Origin of the sequence: Nocardia panacis (assembly GCF_003598715.1) — a bacterium.
GTDB lineage: Bacteria > Actinomycetota > Actinomycetes > Mycobacteriales > Mycobacteriaceae > Nocardia > Nocardia panacis.
On record NZ_QZFU01000041.1, the window covers coordinates 359,512 to 377,736 of the forward strand.

General features: G+C 65.0%; 18 protein-coding genes. 11 read left to right on the plus strand and 7 right to left on the minus strand.

The window, feature by feature from the left end:
- The first annotated feature begins 83 nt into the window (after positions 1 to 83).
- Positions 84 to 1,319: a cytochrome P450 gene (locus tag D5S18_RS29765; RefSeq protein ID WP_120044411.1), complete on the plus strand. Its 1,236-nt coding sequence runs from the start codon at positions 84 to 86 to the stop codon at positions 1,317 to 1,319.
- An 8-nt stretch (positions 1,320 to 1,327) separates the two neighbouring features.
- The gene (locus D5S18_RS29770; RefSeq protein ID WP_120044412.1) at positions 1,328 to 2,035 is read left to right on the plus strand and encodes a TetR/AcrR family transcriptional regulator; all 708 of its coding nucleotides are present in this window, start codon (positions 1,328 to 1,330) and stop codon (positions 2,033 to 2,035) included.
- Here D5S18_RS29770 and D5S18_RS29775 read toward each other — a convergent pair.
- Entirely contained in the window at positions 2,032 to 3,693 is a 1,662-nt protein-coding gene (locus D5S18_RS29775; RefSeq protein ID WP_120044413.1) for a TerD family protein, read from the minus strand. The genes D5S18_RS29770 and D5S18_RS29775 overlap by 4 nt on opposite strands.
- A gap of 53 nt (positions 3,694 to 3,746) precedes the next feature.
- Positions 3,747 to 5,810: an aminodeoxychorismate synthase component I gene (gene pabB / locus D5S18_RS29780; protein WP_120044414.1), complete on the minus strand. Its 2,064-nt coding sequence runs from the start codon at positions 5,808 to 5,810 to the stop codon at positions 3,747 to 3,749.
- A gap of 87 nt (positions 5,811 to 5,897) precedes the next feature.
- Here pabB and D5S18_RS29785 point away from each other — a divergent pair, with 87 nt between their 5' ends.
- Positions 5,898 to 6,953, plus strand: coding sequence for a phosphotransferase family protein (locus D5S18_RS29785; RefSeq protein WP_439651186.1), 1,056 nt, complete (start codon positions 5,898 to 5,900; stop codon positions 6,951 to 6,953).
- A 168-nt stretch (positions 6,954 to 7,121) separates the two neighbouring features.
- Positions 7,122 to 8,252: an NDMA-dependent alcohol dehydrogenase gene (locus D5S18_RS29790; RefSeq protein WP_120044416.1), complete on the plus strand. Its 1,131-nt coding sequence runs from the start codon at positions 7,122 to 7,124 to the stop codon at positions 8,250 to 8,252.
- Between the two features lies 1 nt (position 8,253).
- On the opposite strand, the gene D5S18_RS29795 is transcribed toward D5S18_RS29790, so the two are convergent.
- From D5S18_RS29795 to D5S18_RS29805, 3 genes are all read right to left on the minus strand, one after another.
- Positions 8,254 to 8,703 carry an RrF2 family transcriptional regulator gene (locus D5S18_RS29795; RefSeq protein ID WP_120044417.1) on the minus strand — a complete coding sequence of 150 codons (450 nt, stop codon included), beginning with the start codon at positions 8,701 to 8,703 and terminating at the stop codon, positions 8,254 to 8,256.
- Between the two features lie 54 nt (positions 8,704 to 8,757).
- Positions 8,758 to 9,291 carry a DUF3145 domain-containing protein gene (locus D5S18_RS29800; protein WP_120044539.1) on the minus strand — a complete coding sequence of 178 codons (534 nt, stop codon included), beginning with the start codon at positions 9,289 to 9,291 and terminating at the stop codon, positions 8,758 to 8,760.
- Between the two features lie 101 nt (positions 9,292 to 9,392).
- Positions 9,393 to 10,226, minus strand: coding sequence for a serine hydrolase domain-containing protein (locus tag D5S18_RS29805; RefSeq protein ID WP_120044418.1), 834 nt, complete (start codon positions 10,224 to 10,226; stop codon positions 9,393 to 9,395).
- A gap of 258 nt (positions 10,227 to 10,484) precedes the next feature.
- On the opposite strand from D5S18_RS29805, the gene D5S18_RS29810 reads away from it, so the two are divergent.
- The 7 genes from D5S18_RS29810 (at position 10,485) to speE (D5S18_RS29840) (ending at position 16,628) form a co-directional block, all read left to right on the plus strand.
- Positions 10,485 to 10,694 (plus strand): hypothetical protein, encoded by a 210-nt coding sequence (locus D5S18_RS29810; protein WP_147404285.1) that lies wholly within the window; start codon positions 10,485 to 10,487, stop codon positions 10,692 to 10,694.
- Positions 10,691 to 11,200 (plus strand): hypothetical protein, encoded by a 510-nt coding sequence (locus D5S18_RS29815; RefSeq protein WP_120044420.1) that lies wholly within the window; start codon positions 10,691 to 10,693, stop codon positions 11,198 to 11,200. Before D5S18_RS29810 ends, D5S18_RS29815 begins: the two co-directional genes overlap by 4 nt.
- Positions 11,201 to 11,240: 40 nt before the next feature.
- A complete protein-coding gene (locus tag D5S18_RS29820; RefSeq protein ID WP_120044421.1) occupies positions 11,241 to 11,672 on the plus strand; it encodes a hypothetical protein in 432 nt (143 codons plus the stop codon).
- 999 nt (positions 11,673 to 12,671) lie between these two features.
- Positions 12,672 to 13,943, plus strand: a complete 1,272-nt coding sequence (locus D5S18_RS29825; RefSeq protein WP_120044422.1) for a metal-dependent hydrolase family protein — start codon at positions 12,672 to 12,674, stop codon at positions 13,941 to 13,943.
- A gap of 2 nt (positions 13,944 to 13,945) precedes the next feature.
- Positions 13,946 to 14,389 carry a LuxR C-terminal-related transcriptional regulator gene (locus D5S18_RS29830; RefSeq protein ID WP_203236973.1) on the plus strand — a complete coding sequence of 148 codons (444 nt, stop codon included), beginning with the start codon at positions 13,946 to 13,948 and terminating at the stop codon, positions 14,387 to 14,389.
- Positions 14,390 to 14,756: 367 nt separating this feature from the next.
- Entirely contained in the window at positions 14,757 to 15,629 is an 873-nt protein-coding gene (speE, locus tag D5S18_RS29835; protein ID WP_203236974.1) for a polyamine aminopropyltransferase, read from the plus strand.
- Between the two features lie 78 nt (positions 15,630 to 15,707).
- Entirely contained in the window at positions 15,708 to 16,628 is a 921-nt protein-coding gene (gene speE, locus D5S18_RS29840) for a polyamine aminopropyltransferase (RefSeq protein WP_203236975.1), read from the plus strand.
- Here the strand turns inward: speE (D5S18_RS29840) and D5S18_RS29845 are convergent.
- Together D5S18_RS29845 and D5S18_RS34625 are read right to left on the minus strand one after the other, a co-directional pair.
- On the minus strand, positions 16,597 to 16,872 hold the full coding sequence (locus D5S18_RS29845) for a hypothetical protein (RefSeq protein ID WP_147404287.1): 276 nt from the start codon (positions 16,870 to 16,872) through the stop codon (positions 16,597 to 16,599). The genes speE (D5S18_RS29840) and D5S18_RS29845 overlap by 32 nt on opposite strands.
- 10 nt (positions 16,873 to 16,882) lie before the next feature.
- Positions 16,883 to 18,217 carry a hypothetical protein gene (locus D5S18_RS34625; RefSeq protein WP_147404289.1) on the minus strand — a complete coding sequence of 445 codons (1,335 nt, stop codon included), beginning with the start codon at positions 18,215 to 18,217 and terminating at the stop codon, positions 16,883 to 16,885.
- Positions 18,218 to 18,225: the final 8 nt, after the last annotated feature.

Below are 18,225 nucleotides of genomic sequence, written 5' to 3' on the forward strand. Positions count from 1 at the left end.
GATCTGTGCTTCGATATCGATTGGAACATGTTCCACACAGTGTCGTGAGGTCTGCGCCCAGTGCCAGACCGGAGGAGTATGCCGTGACCGTCACCTCGCCCGCGATTCCCTCGGGATTCGACTTCACCGACCCGGACCTGCTCGCCGCCCGGCTACCGATCGCCGAGTTCGCCGAGCTGCGCCGGACCGCGCCCGTCTGGTGGTGCGCCCAATCCGGCCGCGCCGGCGGATTCGACGACGGCGGATACTGGGTGGTCTCCAAACTCGAGCACATCAAGGAGATCTCGAAGAAACCCGAGATCTTCTCCGCACAGCGCAATACCGCCATCATCCGGTTCAACGAGGATATGACGCGCGAGCAGATCGACATGCTCGGCTCGATGCTGCTGCTGAATCTCGACCCGCCCAAGCACACCAAGATCCGCCGCATCATCTCCAAGGGTTTCACCCCGCGCGCGGTGGAGAGCCTGCGCGCCGCCCTCACCGAGCGCGCCGCGCGAATCGTGCACGAGGCCAAGCGCTCCGGGCACGGCGACTTCGTCGAACAGGTGGCGTGCGAACTGCCGCTGCAGGCCATCGCCGAACTCATCGGGGTGCCGCAGGCGGATCGCAAGAAGATCTTCGACTGGTCCAATCAGATGATTTCCTACGATGATCCGGAGTTCAAGGGCGACCACTACGCCGCCACCGCCGAGGTCATGGGGTACGCCTGGAATATGGCCGAGCAGCGGCGCAAGTGTCCGGCCGAGGATATCGTCACCCAGTTGGTGAACGCCGACGTCGACGGCGAGCACCTCGGCTCCGACGAATTCGCCTTCTTCGTCATCCTGCTCGCGGTCGCGGGCAATGAGACCACCCGCAATTCGATCACCCACGGTATGAAGGCCTTCGTCGACCATCCCGAGCAGTGGGAGCTGTACAAGGCGCAGCGCCCGCGCACCGCGCCCGACGAGATCGTCCGCTGGGCCACTCCCGTCACGGCCTTCCAGCGCACCGCGACCACCGACACCGTCATCGGCGGTCAGGAGATCAAGGCGGGTCAGCGGGTCGGATTGTTCTACAGTTCGGCCAATTTCGACGAGGAGGCCTTCGCCGACCCGTTCGCCTTCGACGTGCTGCGCGATCCGAACCCGCATGTCGGCTTCGGCGGCACCGGAACCCACTACTGCGTGGGCGCGAACCTGGCCCGGCTCCAGATCGACCTGATGTTCAACGCCCTGGCCGAGGCCATGCCCAACCTGCGTCAGCTCGCCGAACCGGTGCGGCTGCGGTCGGGCTGGTTGAACGGAATTAAACGCTGGGATGTCGAATACGCTTGAATCATGGGGTGACTGAGTCCAGAACGCGCGGTCGATCGCCCCTGGTCAGCGCGGTCGATATCCGCCGCGTCGCCCGCGAGCTGCTGGTAGGCCAAGGCACGGGCGCGGTGACACTGCGGGCCATCGCCCGCGAACTCGGCGTCACCGCGCCCGCGCTGTACCGGCACTACCATTCCCTCGAGGACCTGCTCAACGGTCTGCGCCGCGAATTCTGCGCGGATCTGGCCGCGGAGTTGGCCGCCGAGATCGCAACGCTCCCCGAGGACCCGGCGCTCCAGTTCTTCGCCATCTGCAAGGGTTTCCGGCGTTGGGCGCTCGAGCACACCGGTGAGTTCACCCTCGTCTTCGCCTCGCCGGGCGCGGATCGGTCGGGCAGTTTCGACGAACCCTTCGGACGGATCTTCCTCGCGGCCGCGGGCCGACTGCTGACGGCCTACGACATTCGCACCCCGCCGACCGAGGTCATTCCGCCGGAACTGCGCGCGGATCTGGCCCACTTCCAGACCGAACTGCTGGCGGCCGTCGCGGAATCCGGTCAGAAGTTCCCGGCCGAGAAGCTCGACCTCGGGGTGACCTACCTGATGATCCAGACCTGGGCCAGGCTCTACGGTCACGTCACCCTCGAGGTGTTCGGGAATTACCCGATCCCACTGGCGAATCCGGAGATCCTGTTCGAGGCGATGCTGGCCGACCTGGGACGGAATCTGGGGTTTTAGATCCGAACCCCCTTCGATCGATTGCACGAGCGACAAAGGATCTGGAGGTTGCTCGCGCTGGTGGCGCCGCCGCGGCTGAGCGGGATGATGTGGTCGAATTCGAGGTAGTGGCCGTTGCCGCACTCCACGCATCGGCCGCCGTCGCGCTGCCAGACCTCGGCTTTGACTTCCTGCGGGATGGAGCGGGTGTCGAGGCGGCCCGGTGCGAGGACCAGGCGCTTGGCCACCCGCAGCGCGCCTTCCAGCGCGGCGGCCACATAGTCGGGATCGTCCACCTCGAAGGTGGCGCCGCCGCGCGCCGAGGTCGCGTCCAGGACGACGGCGTCGTTGGCGACATGTACGGAAACTACTCGGGACCAGGGCATTTCGGTTCCGGCACCGGTGCCGACGAAGCGCAGCTTCTTATTGCTGGCCAGCAGGCGGCCCGCCGTGGTCTTCGGGCCGCGCGCCAATTGCCGGACGTGGACGGCCGGGATGTCGAGATGCACCCGCTCCTCCGAATCCAGATGCAGGCCGGGGGTGCGGACCGTCGGCAGATCGCCGGAGCGCAGCCGCGAGAGGGTGTGCCCGCGTTGCATGCGTCGGCGCAGATCCTCCACCAGCGGGCCGCGCAGGTCGAACTCCGCGGCCGCGAGTTCGAAGGCGTCGAGTTCGTGCTGTTCGACCTGGCCGTCGGCGAAGGCGAAGGCCACCAATCGTTCCGCGTGATCGAGTCCGAGATCGCGCAGCGCCGCGCGGCCGTGGCCCTCGGTTATCCGCTGATAGCGCAGCGCCGCCCACAGGTCGGCCCATTCCGGACCGCCGACGCCGGGACCGGCCAGCACCCGGCGTGCCCTGGTCTGCCAGTGGGTCAGGAATTCCTCGGTCTGTTCGGCGCAGCGACCGCAAGGCGCGGTGCCACCGAACAGTTTGCGGCGCAAAGGGACCCCGCAGCGCGCACATCGCTGGGGATCGAGTGGGGGCGGGGTGTGGGTATCGCCGGTCCACTGCTCGCCGTCCCACCATCGCAGGCGCGCAGAGCCCTCCGGATCCGGATGCCAGTCGGCGCGTTCCGGATTCGGTGGCGGTGGTGGGGGAGCATCGATCACTCGTCGGCTCAGATCCACCGGGCGTGCTGGGCGGTTCGTCGTAGCATCGACCGGGGCTCGTCCACGGGAATCGACTGTGTCGACGCCGAATTCGGCGATCAGGCCGCAGAGCCCGGTATCCCACCCCTGGGCGACCGCGCGGAAGCGCCAGCCCTCGTCGCGGCGGTAGAACTCGCCGAACATCATGGCCGCCACCGGATCCGGTGCGGGCATCTCGAAAACCAGTGCCGGTCCGTCGGCGTCGTGCACGGTGAGGGTGAGGCCGGTGAGATCGGCGAAGGTGCCCTCGTCCACGGATCCGGCCAGCACGATGCGGTGGATAGCCGCCTCGGTGCGCGGCAGGGAGACACTGAGCCGGGCCGTGCGCGGGGCGGGTTCCTGGTCCAGGGTGACGGCCTGGGAGATGTGGCGCGGGGCGTTGTAGAACACCAGATCCCGATCCGTGCGCACCGCGTCGGTGCTGTCGAGCAGCAGCGCGTGCGCGTCGACGGCGTGCGCGGAATGCCATGAAACGACCACGGCCAGAAGCGATGTCGGAATCGGTGCGTTGGCACCCCTGCTGAGTCTCATCGTGCTCGAACTATGCCACGCCCCTCCGACACGCCGAGCGGGACCTGCCCGGCCTACGGCGTGTGGTGGTCGACCGCGCGGTAGACCGCCGCGGCTTTGAGCACCGTCTCCCGGAATTCGTCCTCGGCATCCGATTCGAGGACGATCGCCCCGCCCGCGCCGATCCGCCACCGTCCCGCCTGCCGCACCGCCGTGCGGATGACGATATTCAGATCGGCGGTGCCCCCGAGCCCGAGGAAGCCGATGGTGCCCGAATAGACTCCGCGCGCCTCGGTTTCCAACTCGTCGATGATCTCCATGGTGCGCAGCTTGGGGGCGCCGGTCATGGATCCGCCGGGAAAACAGGCCCGCAGGCAGTCGACGGCATCGAGTTCCGGCCGCAGCCGACCGCGCACCGTCGAAACCAGTTGGTGCAGCGTGGTGTAGGTCTCGGTGGCCATGAGTTCGGGTACGTGCACCGAGCCGATGCGGCAGACGCGGCCGAGATCATTGCGCAGCAGGTCGACGATCATCAGGTTCTCGGCCCTGGTCTTGGGACTGTCGGCCAGTTCGCGGCGCAGCCGCTCGTCCTGTTCGGGGGTGGCGCCGCGCGGGGCGGTGCCTTTGATGGGTTTGCTCTCGACGACTCCGGCCCGATCGATCTTGAGGAAACGCTCGGGGGAGGAGCAGGCGATCTCCAGATCGGCGAAGCGCAGGTAGGCGGCATACGGTGCGGGATTGCAGCGCCGCAGTGTGCGATAGAGATCCAGGCCGCCGATCGCGGCGTCGGTGACGAGGCCGTCGGTGAGGGTGATCTCGTAGGATTCGCCCGCCCGCAGGCGCTGCTGACAGGTGGCGATATCGGCGAGGTACTGCGCGCGGCCCCTGGTGAGCCGGGCGGCCACCGCGTCCAGGTCGGCGCGCACCGCGAGTTCGGCCGGATTGGACCAGGTGGGCAGGGCGGCGAGGATTTCGCGGGTGTCGCGCAGCCAATCCGCGCCCGCCCGAACGGCATCCGGTTCGGGCGCGGTGAGCGCGAGCAGATGGGTGCGGCCCGCGACATGATCCACCACCACCAGTCGGTCGGCGAAAATCCATTGCGCGTCGGGTGTCTCGGCCCGATGCGCGGCCCGCCCGCCGCAGTCCGCCTTCACCTCGTAGCCGAGATAGCCGACGTAGCCGCCCGCGAAATCGAAGGGCAGCTCCGGTATTTCGGCTCGGCGCCGCCGCAGTTGGGTGCCGAGGTAGTCGAAGATGTCGCCGTCGACGGTGCGGCGCCGGCCGTCGGCGGATTCCACCACCACGCCCGCGCCGACCCGGTAGCGCACCACCTCCGCACCGGGACCGCCCGCGTCGCCGAGGAAGGAGAAGCGGTCCAGTCCCGGTTCGACGTATTCGCTATCGAGCCAGAAGGCGGTTTCCGAATCGCCGTAGAGCCGCAGGAAGGCGGCCTCGGTATCGATCGGTCGCTCGATGACCTCGTGGTGAACCAGCCACGGCGGCTCGGGGGTTCCAACGCGCGTTCCGAGCACGGGGACCGTCGGGAAGCCGTGCGAAACAGGCCGCACCGCACTGAGTTTCGCGAAGTTGCGCAGCAGCGCGGCACCGTATTCGCCTGCGATGGACTCCGGATGGAATTGCACACCCCACTGCGGCCGCTCCCGATGCCGTACACCCATGACGACCCCGTCGGGCGCGAGCGCGGTGACCTCGAGGGTGTCCGGCAGTGGCCGCAGCGCGCACAGCGAGTGATAGCGGACGGCGGTGAAACCCTGCGGCAGACCGTGGAACAACTCGCTGCCGTCGTGTTCGATCGGCTCCGGATGACCGTGGCGCGGTGCGGGCGCGGGACCGACGAGCCCGCCTTCGGCGAGCACGATCCCCTGATGGCCGAGGCAGACCCCGAGCAGCGGTAGTTCGCACTCGCGGATCACCGCGGCCGAGATGCCGAAATCGCGTGGCACATCCGGTCTGCCGGGGCCGGGGGAGATGACCACACTGTCGAAGTCGGTGAGTCGCACCGAATCCGGTGCGACGTCATTGCGCACCACGGTCGGCTCCACGCCGTTCACCTCGCTGATCAGTTGATACAGGTTGTAGGTGAACGAGTCGTAGTTATCGATGAGCAGCGTGCGCATGGCGGCCTCAGCCTACGCCCCGCCGATTCGGAGAACTGTGGTCGCCTGACCTCAGTTGCTCGGCGCGGATGGTGCACAATGTGGGACATGTCTGTAGCGCAACCCGTCGAGGTGGATCAGGACGTCGTCGATTTCGCCGCCGTCGGCGGGTGGATGGAGGATCGGGGCCTGCCCGCCGGTGCGTTCACCAGGGTGCAGGCGCTGGGCGGTGGCACCCAGAACATCATGCTGCGCTTCCAGCGCGGCGGGCGCGACTTCGTGCTGCGGCGCGGACCGAAACATCTGCGCGCCAAGAGCAATGACGTCATCCGGCGCGAGGCCAGGCTGCTCACCGCGCTGGATGGCACCGATGTGCGCGCCCCGCGTGTCATCGCTGCCTGCCAGGACGAATCGGTGATCGGCGCCGTCTTCTACCTGATGGAGCCGATCGAGGGCTTCAACCCGCAGAACGAACTGCCCCCGCGCTACGCCGAGGATCCTGAGGCGCGCAGGCTGATGGGCCTGTCGGCGGTGGAGGCCATCGCCCGACTCGGCGCCGTCGACTACACCGCCGTCGGTCTCGTCGATTTCGGCAAACCCGAGGGCTTCCTCGAGCGTCAGGTGTCGCGCTGGTTCGGCGAACTCGAATCCTATTCCGCCAACGCGGGATATCCCGGACCGGAGATTCCCGGCCTCGAACAGGTCGGGGAGTGGTTGGATCGCAACCGTCCCGCACGGTGGACCCCCGGCATCCTGCACGGCGACTGCCACCTGGCCAATATTCTCTTCGCCTACGACGAGCCGAGGGTGGCCGCGCTGGTCGACTGGGAGATGTCCACGATCGGCGATCCGCTGCTGGACCTCGGCTGGCAGATCGCCACCCGCCCGGATCCCGGCACCACGCTCGCGGCCCTGCTCGGAAAGCTCGGCGCGGTGGGCGGTCTGCCGACGCCCGCGGCGATGACCGAGCACTACGGCCGATTCTCCGATCGCGATCTGAGCGCCGTCCCGTGGTACACGGTGCTGGCCTGCTTCAAACTCGGGATCGTGCTGGAGGGGACGCACGCGCGCGCGTTCGCGGGCAAAGCGCCCAAGGAGACCGGCGATTTCCTGCACGCGATCACCCTCGAACTCTTCGAGAAGGCGCACCGCTTGATGGCGTGACGGGATCTCCTCACGACCTGGTGCACCCTGCCTACGATCTAGAACGCGTTCGCTAGTCGTTCTCGGGAGTGGCAGGGGATTTTCTGGACAGGACTAGAACGCGTTTCACTTTTCTCGTACTGTGGGTGCAGTCACATTGAAGCACGCGCATGCGAGAGGGCGACGGGAATGAGAACGAAGGGCGCCATCCTGTGGGGCATCGACCAGGAATGGTCGATCGAGGAGATCGAGATCGGCGATCCGGTCGCCGGTGAGGTACAGATCCAACTGGAGACCGCGGGGATGTGCCACTCCGACCACCACATCGTCACCGGCGCGACCCCGATGCCGTCGTTCCCGGTGATGGGCGGGCACGAAGGGGCCGGAGTCATCACCAAACTCGGTCCCAACGTCCCCGCCGATCTCCAGGTCGGCGACCACGTGGTGCTCTCGTTCATCCCCGCCTGCGGTCGCTGCCCGGCCTGCGTCGCCGGACATATGGCGCTGTGCGACCTCGGCATGGGATTGCTGTCGGGACAGGCCGTCAGCGACGGCACCTACCGGATCCAGGCGCGCGGACAGAACGTCATCCCGATGTGTCTGCTCGGCACCTTCTCGCCGTATATGACCGTGCACCACACCTCGGTGGTCAAGATCGACCCGACCATCCCGTTCGAAGTGGCCTGCCTCGTCGGCTGCGGCGTGCCAACGGGTTTCGGATCCGCGACCCACATGGCGCAGATCGGCCCCGGTGAGACCGCCGTCGTCGTCGGCATCGGCGGTGTCGGCTTGAGCGCGCTGCAGGGCGCGGTGCTCTCCGGCGCGTCCAAAGTGGTCGCGATCGATCCGAATCCGTGGAAACGCGAGCAGGCCGAGAAGTTCGGGGCCACCCACACCTACCCGAGTATGGGCGAGGCGCTCATGCCGCTCATGGAGGCCACCGAGGGGCGGATGGCCGAGAAGGTCATCCTGACCATGGGCGAGATGCACGGCGACTACGTGGAGGAAGGACTGCTGCTCACCGCCAAGGCGGGCACCCTCGTCATCACCTCCATGGGTCGGATGGACGCCTTCGAGGTCCGCATGAACAACTTCCTGCTGTCCATGCTCCAGAAGACGGTGAAGGGCTGTATTTTCGGCGGCGGCAACGCGCGCCACGACATTCCGCGCCTGCTGCGCATGTACCAGGCCGGACAGCTCAACCTCGACGATATGGTCACCCGGTCCTACAGCCTGGAAGAAGTCAACCAGGGGTACCGGGACATGCTGGATGGCAAGAATATTCGCGGCATCATCAAGTACACCGACGCTGATCGGTAGCTCAGCTCCGCTTCGGCTCGGGCGGCGCGGCGGCCATCAGATCGGCGATGGTCTGTCGCGCCAGCTCGCGCCGCCAGGCGAGTTCGGCGCGGCGCATGGCGACCGAGACACCGCACGGCCGGGCGAAGCGGCCCTTGGTCGCGTCGACTCCGTGCTGACGAATCTCGGCGCAGCGGAAGGCGTACTCGACCCCCTCGACGGCGGCGACCACATCCATCAGGGTGATCTGCTCCGGACGGCGGGCCAGGTCGAATCCGCCCGCCGCACCCGGAACCGAGGCGAGAATGCCAGCCCGGACCAGGGCCTGCAAACGCTTCTTCAGATATTGCTGCGGCAGGCCGAATCGCTCGGCCAGTCGCGCTGTCGACACGGGGGATTCACCGATGCGCTCCAACTGGCCGATGGTCATACAGCAGTGGATGCCCCACTCGACACCCTCGCCCATCCGCATGAAACGGTATCGTACCCATCCCGATTGCGGTGGGACTTCCCGAGCGGGGCGGGATCAGCCGACGTCGCGACGCAGCCAGGTCACCTCGGCGCCGGAATCGATGCCGTAGCGGTAGATCTCGAGATCCTCGTCCCATGGGGCGCCCAGGGCGCGATCTATCTCGGCGGCCAGATCGTAGGCGCTGTAGCGGCCCAGTTCGCGCGCGGCCTGCACCATGGCGCGCAGACGCAACTCGCCCAGCATCACATCGCCATTGGCGCTGGTGGTTCCGTGCCACAGGCCCAGACCCGGCACGAAACTGTAGCGTTCGCCATCCACGCCGTCGGTGGGATCCTCCGTCACCTCGAAGCGCAGCACGGGCCAGGACCGCAGCGCCTGGGCGATACGTGAAGCCGTACCGACCGGGCCGATCCAGTCACTGGTGGCGCGCAGATGTCCATCGGCGGGTTGGGCCGTCCAGCGCATTTTGGCGGGAGCGCCGAGGGCGGAGGCGAGCGCCCATTCGACGTGCGGGCACAGCGCGGCGGGCGACGAGTGGATGTAGACCACACCCGCCGACGCGTCCGCGAACTGACTCGATGCGCGCACCACCAACACCTCCAGCTTCGACGTGGACCGTCTTCCCCAACGACCCGTCTACTCTGGCTGGCTGGTGCCCGAGTGTACTGGAGTGCACCAAGTTACACATGTTACTTCGCGGCCGTGTTGCCTGCGCGTGACATTTCGGCGATGACCGCATCGCTGAAAGGGGGCCACGCCGCCCGTGACCAATCGCCGAAATTCTCGTCGGTGAGCGCGAGACACGCCAGCGCCGACTCGGGATCCACCCACAGAAAAGTGCCCGACTGGCCGAAATGCCCATACGTGCGTGGCGAATTCGTCGCGCCCGTCCAGTGCGGGGACTTGCCGTCGCGAATCTCGAAGCCCAAACCCCAGTCGTTCGGGCGCTGCACTCCGTAGCCGGGCAGCACACCGTAGCGGTCCGGGAATTGCACCGTGATCGCCTCGGCGTGCGTCGCCGCGGAAATCACCCGCGGTTCGAGTAATTCGGCGGCGAAGGCCAGCAGATCGCGCGCGGTCGAACGCCCGCCGTGCCCGGCCGAACCCGCCAGCACCGACGCCGTCATCCCCAGCGGGGCGAATACCGCCTCGCGCAGATACTCCTCGAACGCGATCCCGGTCCGCTCCGTCAGATGCGCCGCCAGCACCTCGAATCCACTACTGGAATAGATGCGCTTGGCGCCGGGGGCCGCCAATACCTCGGCGCCTGCGAAAGCCAGGCCGGAGGTATGCGCCAACAGATGCCGCACCGTCGCCCCCGGCGGACCGGCGGGCTCATCCAATTCGATCGCCCCCTCCTCCAACGCCACCAGCGCTGCATAGGCCACCAGCGGCTTGGTCACCGAGGCGAGCGGGAACACCCGATCGAGATCGCCCTCCGCCGCCACCGCCCCATCGGAGGTGACGACCGCGGCCACCGCATGCCGTACGGGCCATTGGCGAATCATTTCCAGAGAACGCACGCTGCGAGCCTACCGACTGCTCCGGATCCGCCCGAAAACAGCGCGGTCCGAACACGCGCCGTGAGCGGCGCCATCGAATCGCGCTGTGAACGACGTGCCCGGAGGAGGTAGCGGAGCGTGACCACGGAGGGCGCCGTGAGCAGCGCCATTGAATTCCGGCTGTGAACGACGTGCCCGGAGGAGGTAGCGGGGCGTGACCGCGGCGGGCGCCATCGGATTCCGTAGGTGAATGTGATCCGGCCGTGGTATGAACGGGCGATGTCGGAGGATCCGGATCTCGCGCAGGCTCGCGTGTTGCTCGACGCGCTGGCGGCGCAACTCGTTTCGCTCAACCGGGCGTTGGATGTGGCGCAGCGCAATGGGCGGGCGGCGGAGGTGCACGCGTTGACTGTCGATTTGCGTACGGTGGATCGGTATATTGAGCGGCTGCATCGGAGGTTTCCGCAGACGCAGGAGGTTCGGCCGTGAGGACAGGTTCGCGGGTCGCCCATCTGCGTGCGTTGATCGATCATCCGAATACCGGTGCGGCGGAGCGAGATACGGCTCAGCGAATGCTCGCTCGGCTGAAGGTCGATGGGCCGGTGGGGGACCGCAGCTACGGTGGGCGGCACGGACGCGGCGGACGGCATGCCGGTTTGGCCCGCATAGCCGAGCTGATTCGCGAGGATATCGCTTTCGCCCAACGCTTTTCACCGGCCGCCGCCCCGACCGAACTCGCGCCCTACAGCCCGCTGCGCGCCGCGCCCGCATCCCTCGTCTACTCCGTCGACACGCCCTACGAGGGCCGCATCGACATCACCATCGACGGCATCCCACCCGAATGGGGTTGGACCGCTTCGGGTCCGAGTCCCGCCCTGTCCGCGCTCGCCGCCGAATTGTCCGACATCCTCGACGAATACAACCGCGACGGCACCGATATCGGCCGCCGCTTCTTCGGTGGCGTCCGCGCGGGCGAGACCACCCTCCTCTTCTGATCCTTGCCGCGTGCGTGCGGCCTTGCCTACTGTGGTCGGCATGGCGCTCCTCGACGTGGACAGTTTCCCGCCCTCCGCCGCGGCCTTCTTCCGCCGCCGCGCCCGTGCCGCCGGAGTCTCCGTCACCGAACAGCTCCGTCGCGAACTCCTCGGCGCGGCGAGTCGCCGAGCGCCCATCGATTCCGTGGTGGAGTTTCTGCTCGCGCATCGCCCCGCCTTCCCTGATCCCGAACCCGACAGCGACGCAACGGTATTGGCCCGCGTCTACCGCCTTCCCACCGAGGCCCTCACTCGCCTATACCTGCGTGCCACCGCCGCCGCCCAACCCATCACCGCGTACCTGCGCCACGAACTGCTCACGGTGGCCCGCACCCCGACCGTCGAAGACCTGCTGCTCGAGTTCCAGGAACTCCCCATCCCGGTCGACCTTGCCGAAGTCCGCGCCGCCATCCACTACGCGCGGGCGATTTAGACCCACCTCGCGATCGATCGCGTGTCTCCAATGCGCCACTACGGGTGTCGAGAAAGTTACCTGGATCACAGTTAGGCTAGGCAAACCACATAGCGGGCTGTGGGGCGGGGGATGGGTGAGTGTGGCGAAATGTTGGCTAACTCTTGGGTTTGTGGATCGGCTGTGCACCGAGTGGGGTGCTGGTATGATAATTTTCATTCGGAATTAATAATGAATCATGATGGTTCGCGCTGTGTCGAGTCGCAGGCCGATGTTTGCTCGATGATGAGCGCAATTCCACACGAATTCTGACCTTCCGGTCGTTTTGTGTGGCGACTTCCCGTACTCGTCGCAAGCGCGGCACCGATTCGCAGCGAGTTGCCGGAAGGATTGTCGAAATGGTAAATGGGGGTTTAGCGAAGTAGGGTTTCCGGCCTTCGGTTCCCGGTGTCCTGCGGTGCGTGGCACGTCGAATGATCGCATTGTCGGCATTCGACGCGCACCGGCCCAACGTATCGCATCAGCACCGGTCGACCTGCGTTTCGGTGCGCGTCATCGCGTGCGCCCGCGTAACGGATTCGTGGTGCGCCGATTTGTTGTGCTTTGGGGAAGGTGAATTGTTTACGGGCCGCAGGGAAAAAATTGTGGTAGACCGGAACGCGCAGTTGACTTGAACTTGAGTTCAAGTGCCAGCCTACTTCAGGCGAGTCGCATCGGATCCGGCGCGATGCGCCGCAGCGGCCCTTCGGAACGGATGATCGGAGGTACTCGGGACTCTGGGAAATTCATGCGCTCATAATTCCCGTGATTGTCATCCGCCATCCATTTTCCCATCGCCTCGTGGTCCGCATCGATATGATCGCCGGAATTCCGCCGGCAGTCCGTGCGAGCCGGGCGCGGCGGCCGCTGCGAGTATTTGCCGTCGTGTCGCGGCCGGATCGAAACGGTCCGGTCGGTCGGTGGGAAACCGGTCCGATTCCCGCGAGTGCGGGATCGGACCTTCGACAGACAAGGCCAGACATGTTTCGAATCCATGCGAAGTTGCTGATACCGGGACACGGGCAACCGGTCCCCGACGGTGTGGTGGTACTCGACGGGGACCGCATCCACTACGCCGGTGCGCAGGCGGCGGCGCCGGTCGCCGACGAGGCCGAGGAATCCGTGCGGGTGCCCGTCGTCATGCCCGGAATGTGGGACTGCCACACGCATTTCGCGGGCCTGCGCGACGGGGTGAGCACCGAGCGTCTGGTGCTCACCGGCGCGGAGGTGGCCATCGCGCGATCGGTGCGCGACGCGGAGGTGGCGTTGCGGGCCGGATTCACCAGCGTGCGCGAATTGGGCGGCTACGGCATCTATTTGGCGCGCGCCATCGATGAGGGCACACTGCCGGGACCGTCGATCTACGCGGCGGGCCGACTCATCGGACCGACGGGCGGACACTCCGACGCGCATTCGCTGCCGTACGCCTGGGTGGCCGATCCGCGCCGCACCCAGGGCATGTTGCAGATCGCCGACGGCGTGGACGAATGCCTGCGGGCGGTGCGGCTGCAATTGCGGCTCGGGGCGCGGGTGATCAAGGTGTGCACCTCCGGCGGTGTCATCAGCGAGGTCGATCATCCCGGGCATCAGCAGTTCAGCACCGATGAGTTGCGGGCGATCGTCGAGGAGGCGGCGCGCGCCGAACGCGTTGTCGCGGCGCACTGCCACGGGCGCGCCGGGATTCTGGCGGCGCTGGAAGCGGGCTGCCGAACCATCGAGCACGGCACCGAGATCGATGCCGACATCGCCGCCGCCATGCGCGAGAGCGGGGCGATCCTGGTGCCGACACGCACCGTGTACGAAGGCTTCCTGGCGCGCAAGGATATGTTGCCGCCCGCCGCGGTGCGCAAACTGGAGGAGGTGGCCGACCGGCATCGCGCCGCGCTGGTCACCGCGCACGAGGCCGGGGTGCGCATCGCCGCGGGCACGGATCTCGGTGTCTGCGCGTCGGATTCACCGCTCGCCTGGGGCCGCCACGGCGCGGAGTTCGCCCACCTGGTCGCCGCGGGACTGGATCCGCTGGCGGCGATCGAGGCGGGCACCGCCACCGCGCCGCTCACCCTCGGCCCGCAGGCGCCTCGGTCCGGACGGTTGGCCGCCGGATACGACGCCGATGTGCTCGCGCTGTCGGCCAACCCGCTCGACGATATCGGCGTGCTCGCCAGGCCCGAGGCGATCACCCATGTGTGGAAAGGCGGCGCTCTGGTGAAAACCCCTGCCGCACAAGACTTACCGGAACTAGCAAAGGGATGACCATGTCGCTGACGCCGCACAAATCGGGGGAACTGGCCTCCGTCCTGCGTTCGATCGATGATGTGCTCGCACATTTCCAGGTGGTCGGCGACCTGGCCAGGGAGGCGCGCAGCAAGTTGGCGGCCTACGAGCGACAACCGGTGGAGGCCCCGCCTCGCATCCCCCGGCCCGAGCCGCCGAGCGCACCCGGCGAGGTCACCCAGCGCACCATCCGGTTGACCCGCCGCCAACAGCAGGTGCTCGAACTCCTGGTCCAGGGCATGACCAATCGCAGGATCGGCCGCACCCTGCACATCACCGAACAGACGGTCAAGGCGCACCTGCACATGATCTACCGGCAGCTCAATGCCAACGACCGCACCGAGGCCGTGGTGATCGCCCTGCGATCGGCCCTCGTACCCGGCCGACTACCCGACGGCCGCACCTTCACCGGGGCGGCCTCGTGAGCCGTATCGCGCCGAATCCGGCAGCGCCGGACCAGATGTCGGGGCGCGAGACCTCGCGATCTCTGCGGCGAGCTCGGATTGTCCTCGCCGAAGTCGGGTCCCGTGCCGGAGTTCCACCACCGCACTGAATCCCGGTGCGCCCGTGGCGATGTCGCCACCCGTAGCGCTCCTCATGAGTTGATATCGCGGACCGCGGCGGGACGAGCAGGCACGCCTCCCGCCGCGATTCGCGCCCGATCGCCTGATCCTTGTGAGGACCACTCGCCAGAATCTGGCGAACACGCCGACCGGGCACGGCCGATCCGGTATCCCGTGTGGAATGATCCTTCGGTATTCCCATCTATTCGTGGCAAGTCACCGAAGGAGTGTGGAACTCATCGTGAACGAACGTCCGAATTCGCTGCAACGGATAAATGATGATCTCTGGCTCGTCGAAGACGACCGGGATAATATGAAGATCAGCTATCGAATAAAGGAAGTAATCTTCGCCGAATCCTCCGATTTTCAGCACATCATGATCCTGGATTCCTATGATTTCGGCCGAATGCTGGTGCTGGACGGTGTCGTGCAAATTACTTCCGTGGACGGGCACATATACAGTGAGATGTCTGCTCATGTCCCCCTGTCGATCCATCCGAATCCGGAGCGCATCCTCATCGTGGGCGGCGGAGACTGCGGTGTCGCCCGTGAGATGGTGAAGTATGACCAGGTCAAAGCGATAGACATGGTCGAGATCGATGAGATGGTTGTCAAGGTGTGTCGGGAGCATCTGCCCGAGGTGTCGGGCAATCTGTCCGATCCCAGGGTCGAATTCGTCTTTGCCGATGGTGTCGAATTCGTGAAGTCGAAGAAGAACTGGTACGACGTGATCGTCGTCGACTCATCCGATCCGGAAGGGCCATCCATTCGGCTGTTCGAATACGATTTCTATCGCGATGTCCGCGACGCATTGCGGGACGACGGCCTGGTTGTTCGGCACAGTTTGTCTCCACTGTTCAATCGCGACGTGATGTGTCGAACCGTGCGGCATTTCGAGACTCTATTTCCGGTGACGCGGTTGTTCGGCGCTACGATTCCTACCTTTCCCGGTGGATTCTGGAGTTTCACTCTCGGTTCGAAGAAATACCGGGATCCGGTGCGCGAAGTCGATCGGAGCGCGAAGTATGTCGATGCCGCCATGCTGCGCTCCTGCTTCGACCTGCCGCCGTTCCTGCGGACCTCCTCGGACCGGGGCGAGTAGTCGATCCGAGGTGGCGTGCTCTCGTAGGCGCGATACGTTCGATCCGTGGCGAATCATCGAAGGAGTGTGGAACTCATCGTGAACGAACGCCCGCAGTCGTTGCAGTCGATTGATGATGATCTCTGGCTCGTCGAGGACGAGCGCGACAATATGAAGGTCAGCTATCGGATCAAGGAGGTGCTCTTCGCCGAATCCTCCGACTTCCAGCACGTCATGATCCTGGATTCGTATGATTTCGGCCGAATGCTGGTTTTGGACGGTGTCGTGCAAACCACCTCGATGGACGGCCACATCTACAACGAGATGCTTGCCCACGTCCCGCTGGCGATCCATCCTGCCCCCGAACGTGTGCTTGTCGTGGGCGGCGGGAACTGTGGGGCCGCCCGCGAGGTCGCGAAGTACGACGAGGTCCGAGAGATCGACGTGATCGAGATAGATGAGCTGGTCGTCTCGGCGTGCCGGGAGCACCTGTCGGCGGTATCGGGCAACCTGTCCGATACCAGGGTGAATTTCATCCATGCCGACGGGGTCGAGTTCGTGAAATCGAAGAAGAACCGATACGACGTTGTCATGGTGGACTCCTCCGACCCGGCTGGCCCGTCCGCTCGGCTGTTCGAACACGCCTTCTACCGCGATATCTACGACGCACTGCGGGTGGACGGCCTGGTCGTCCGCCAGAGTCAATCCCCACTTTTTCATCGCGAGGATATGTGTCGAATCGTGCGGCACTTCGAACAAATATTCCCCATCACCAGGGTTTACGGTGCCACCATTCCCACCTACCCTGGTGCGTTCTGGAGCTTCACTCTCGGTTCGAAGAAGCATCGGGATCCGGCGCACCGCGTCGACCTGGCCACGAAATACGTCGATGGCGCCGTGTTGCGCTCCTGCTTCGACCTGCCGCCGTTCCTGCGGATTCCTCCGAACCGGCCCGAGCCGCTCCGCCGAGGCGGTGACCACCGGCGGACTAGATCCGCTGCAGGACAGGATTCTCTATGACATAGCGCTTGCCAGGGCCGGGCATCGAGCTGTCGTTGTCGGTATTCGGAGCTGTATCGCACTGCACCTCGACGACGATTCCGGTGACCTCGAATGCCGCACCTACATCCTCGTCGTTCCATTCGGAAATGCCCGCGACATGAATGCGCGTTGCCATACCGCAACGCAATATCGCTCCGAAAACAGTGTTCTCCGCGACGCCGAAGATTATCGATTCTTTGTCTACATATTCCGACAGATCCATCCATTCTCCATTAGATAACATCCAGGATATAGCCTTCTGCCGCGACAGCCGGCTCGTTCCTAAAGGTCAGGCAGATTGGTGAGCTATCGAAGAATGGAAAGCTGCTGAAAAATTCCTCCGGTGTGCTCTGGAATACTATCATTGGATCACCTGGAAAATCACCGTGATTGGCGCTCCACCACGACCTTGTGTGTTCATCGTAATATCCGTAGTCGTAGTTCAAGTATCCAAGTCTTCCTCTGAATAAATCCCCCGTCATATCAACCTGGCCGGTATGAGGGTCAGGGGCGAATCTCCATTGATTCGAGGTCGATGTTGCTTCGGCGACTGGGAATCCGTCCTCGAACATCGGCATGCCATCCGGTCCCAATGAAGTTCGTTGACCCGACCAGAAATGCTTGGAAAATATCTTCACCTTCCAGTCCGCCGGGTTTCCTTCCGGGAGCTGTTGCGCAATTCCCTTCAATTTCGATAGTTCTGGATCCAAATTTGCCAATCGCAGAAACTCGCCAGCGGTGGCGGGCTTGGTATCGATGATCGCACGAAATCGGCTCGCCAGATCCTGGACGCGATCGAATGTACGAATATCGCCGGCAATCCTGGCGGAATGTCGCGAGTCCAACATCTCCTTGAGTTCTTCTTTTGATGCTCTGGACCAGATCTCTCGTGCCTTGTCTCGCGCATCCCGAAGGGCGTCTTCACGGTATTTGACTGAATCAGCGGCGGTCATTTCGACGCCCTGCTTGTTCTTTTCGGTCCAGTTCCACCCTTCTGTTTCCACTCGCTTCTTGACGCGGTTGAAATGATATTTCGCTGCTCTGACTGCTCCGTTGGCCGCCTCTCCCTCGGCCAGGAGTTTTTGAGCTCGTTGAATTATTTCATGGGAGGTCGGATCGGAGAAAGCCAGTGTCGGGGCGGGTACATGGATCTTGCTCAGGATACCCAACTCGATTTTGGTCATCCCGATACATCCCTGTTTCAGAATCTCACGCTCCACAGGTCTCATCTTGCGGCCACGTTGACGTTCCCACATCCTGATGTATGTTTTCATCGGATAGCGTCGCTTGGTTTCCGGCATGCCATATTCATCGAACATGAGCTTCGAGAACATCGGCGGTGCCATAACGCGCGTGGATGGAACCGGTATGTGACGGCCTTTCGGCAATTCGCTGACGATCCGGCCTATCGAGTTCCGATCGGCATCGACCATCAGTTTTGTTGCACCGGAAATGTAGGCACTGCCGCCCCGCAACACATCGTTCGCAATCGCATCGGCCATTTTATGAATGCTTTGTCGCAGCTGCTTCATGCCGGATGTGGCAATGGCGACCAGTGGCTTGCTCACGTCGACTC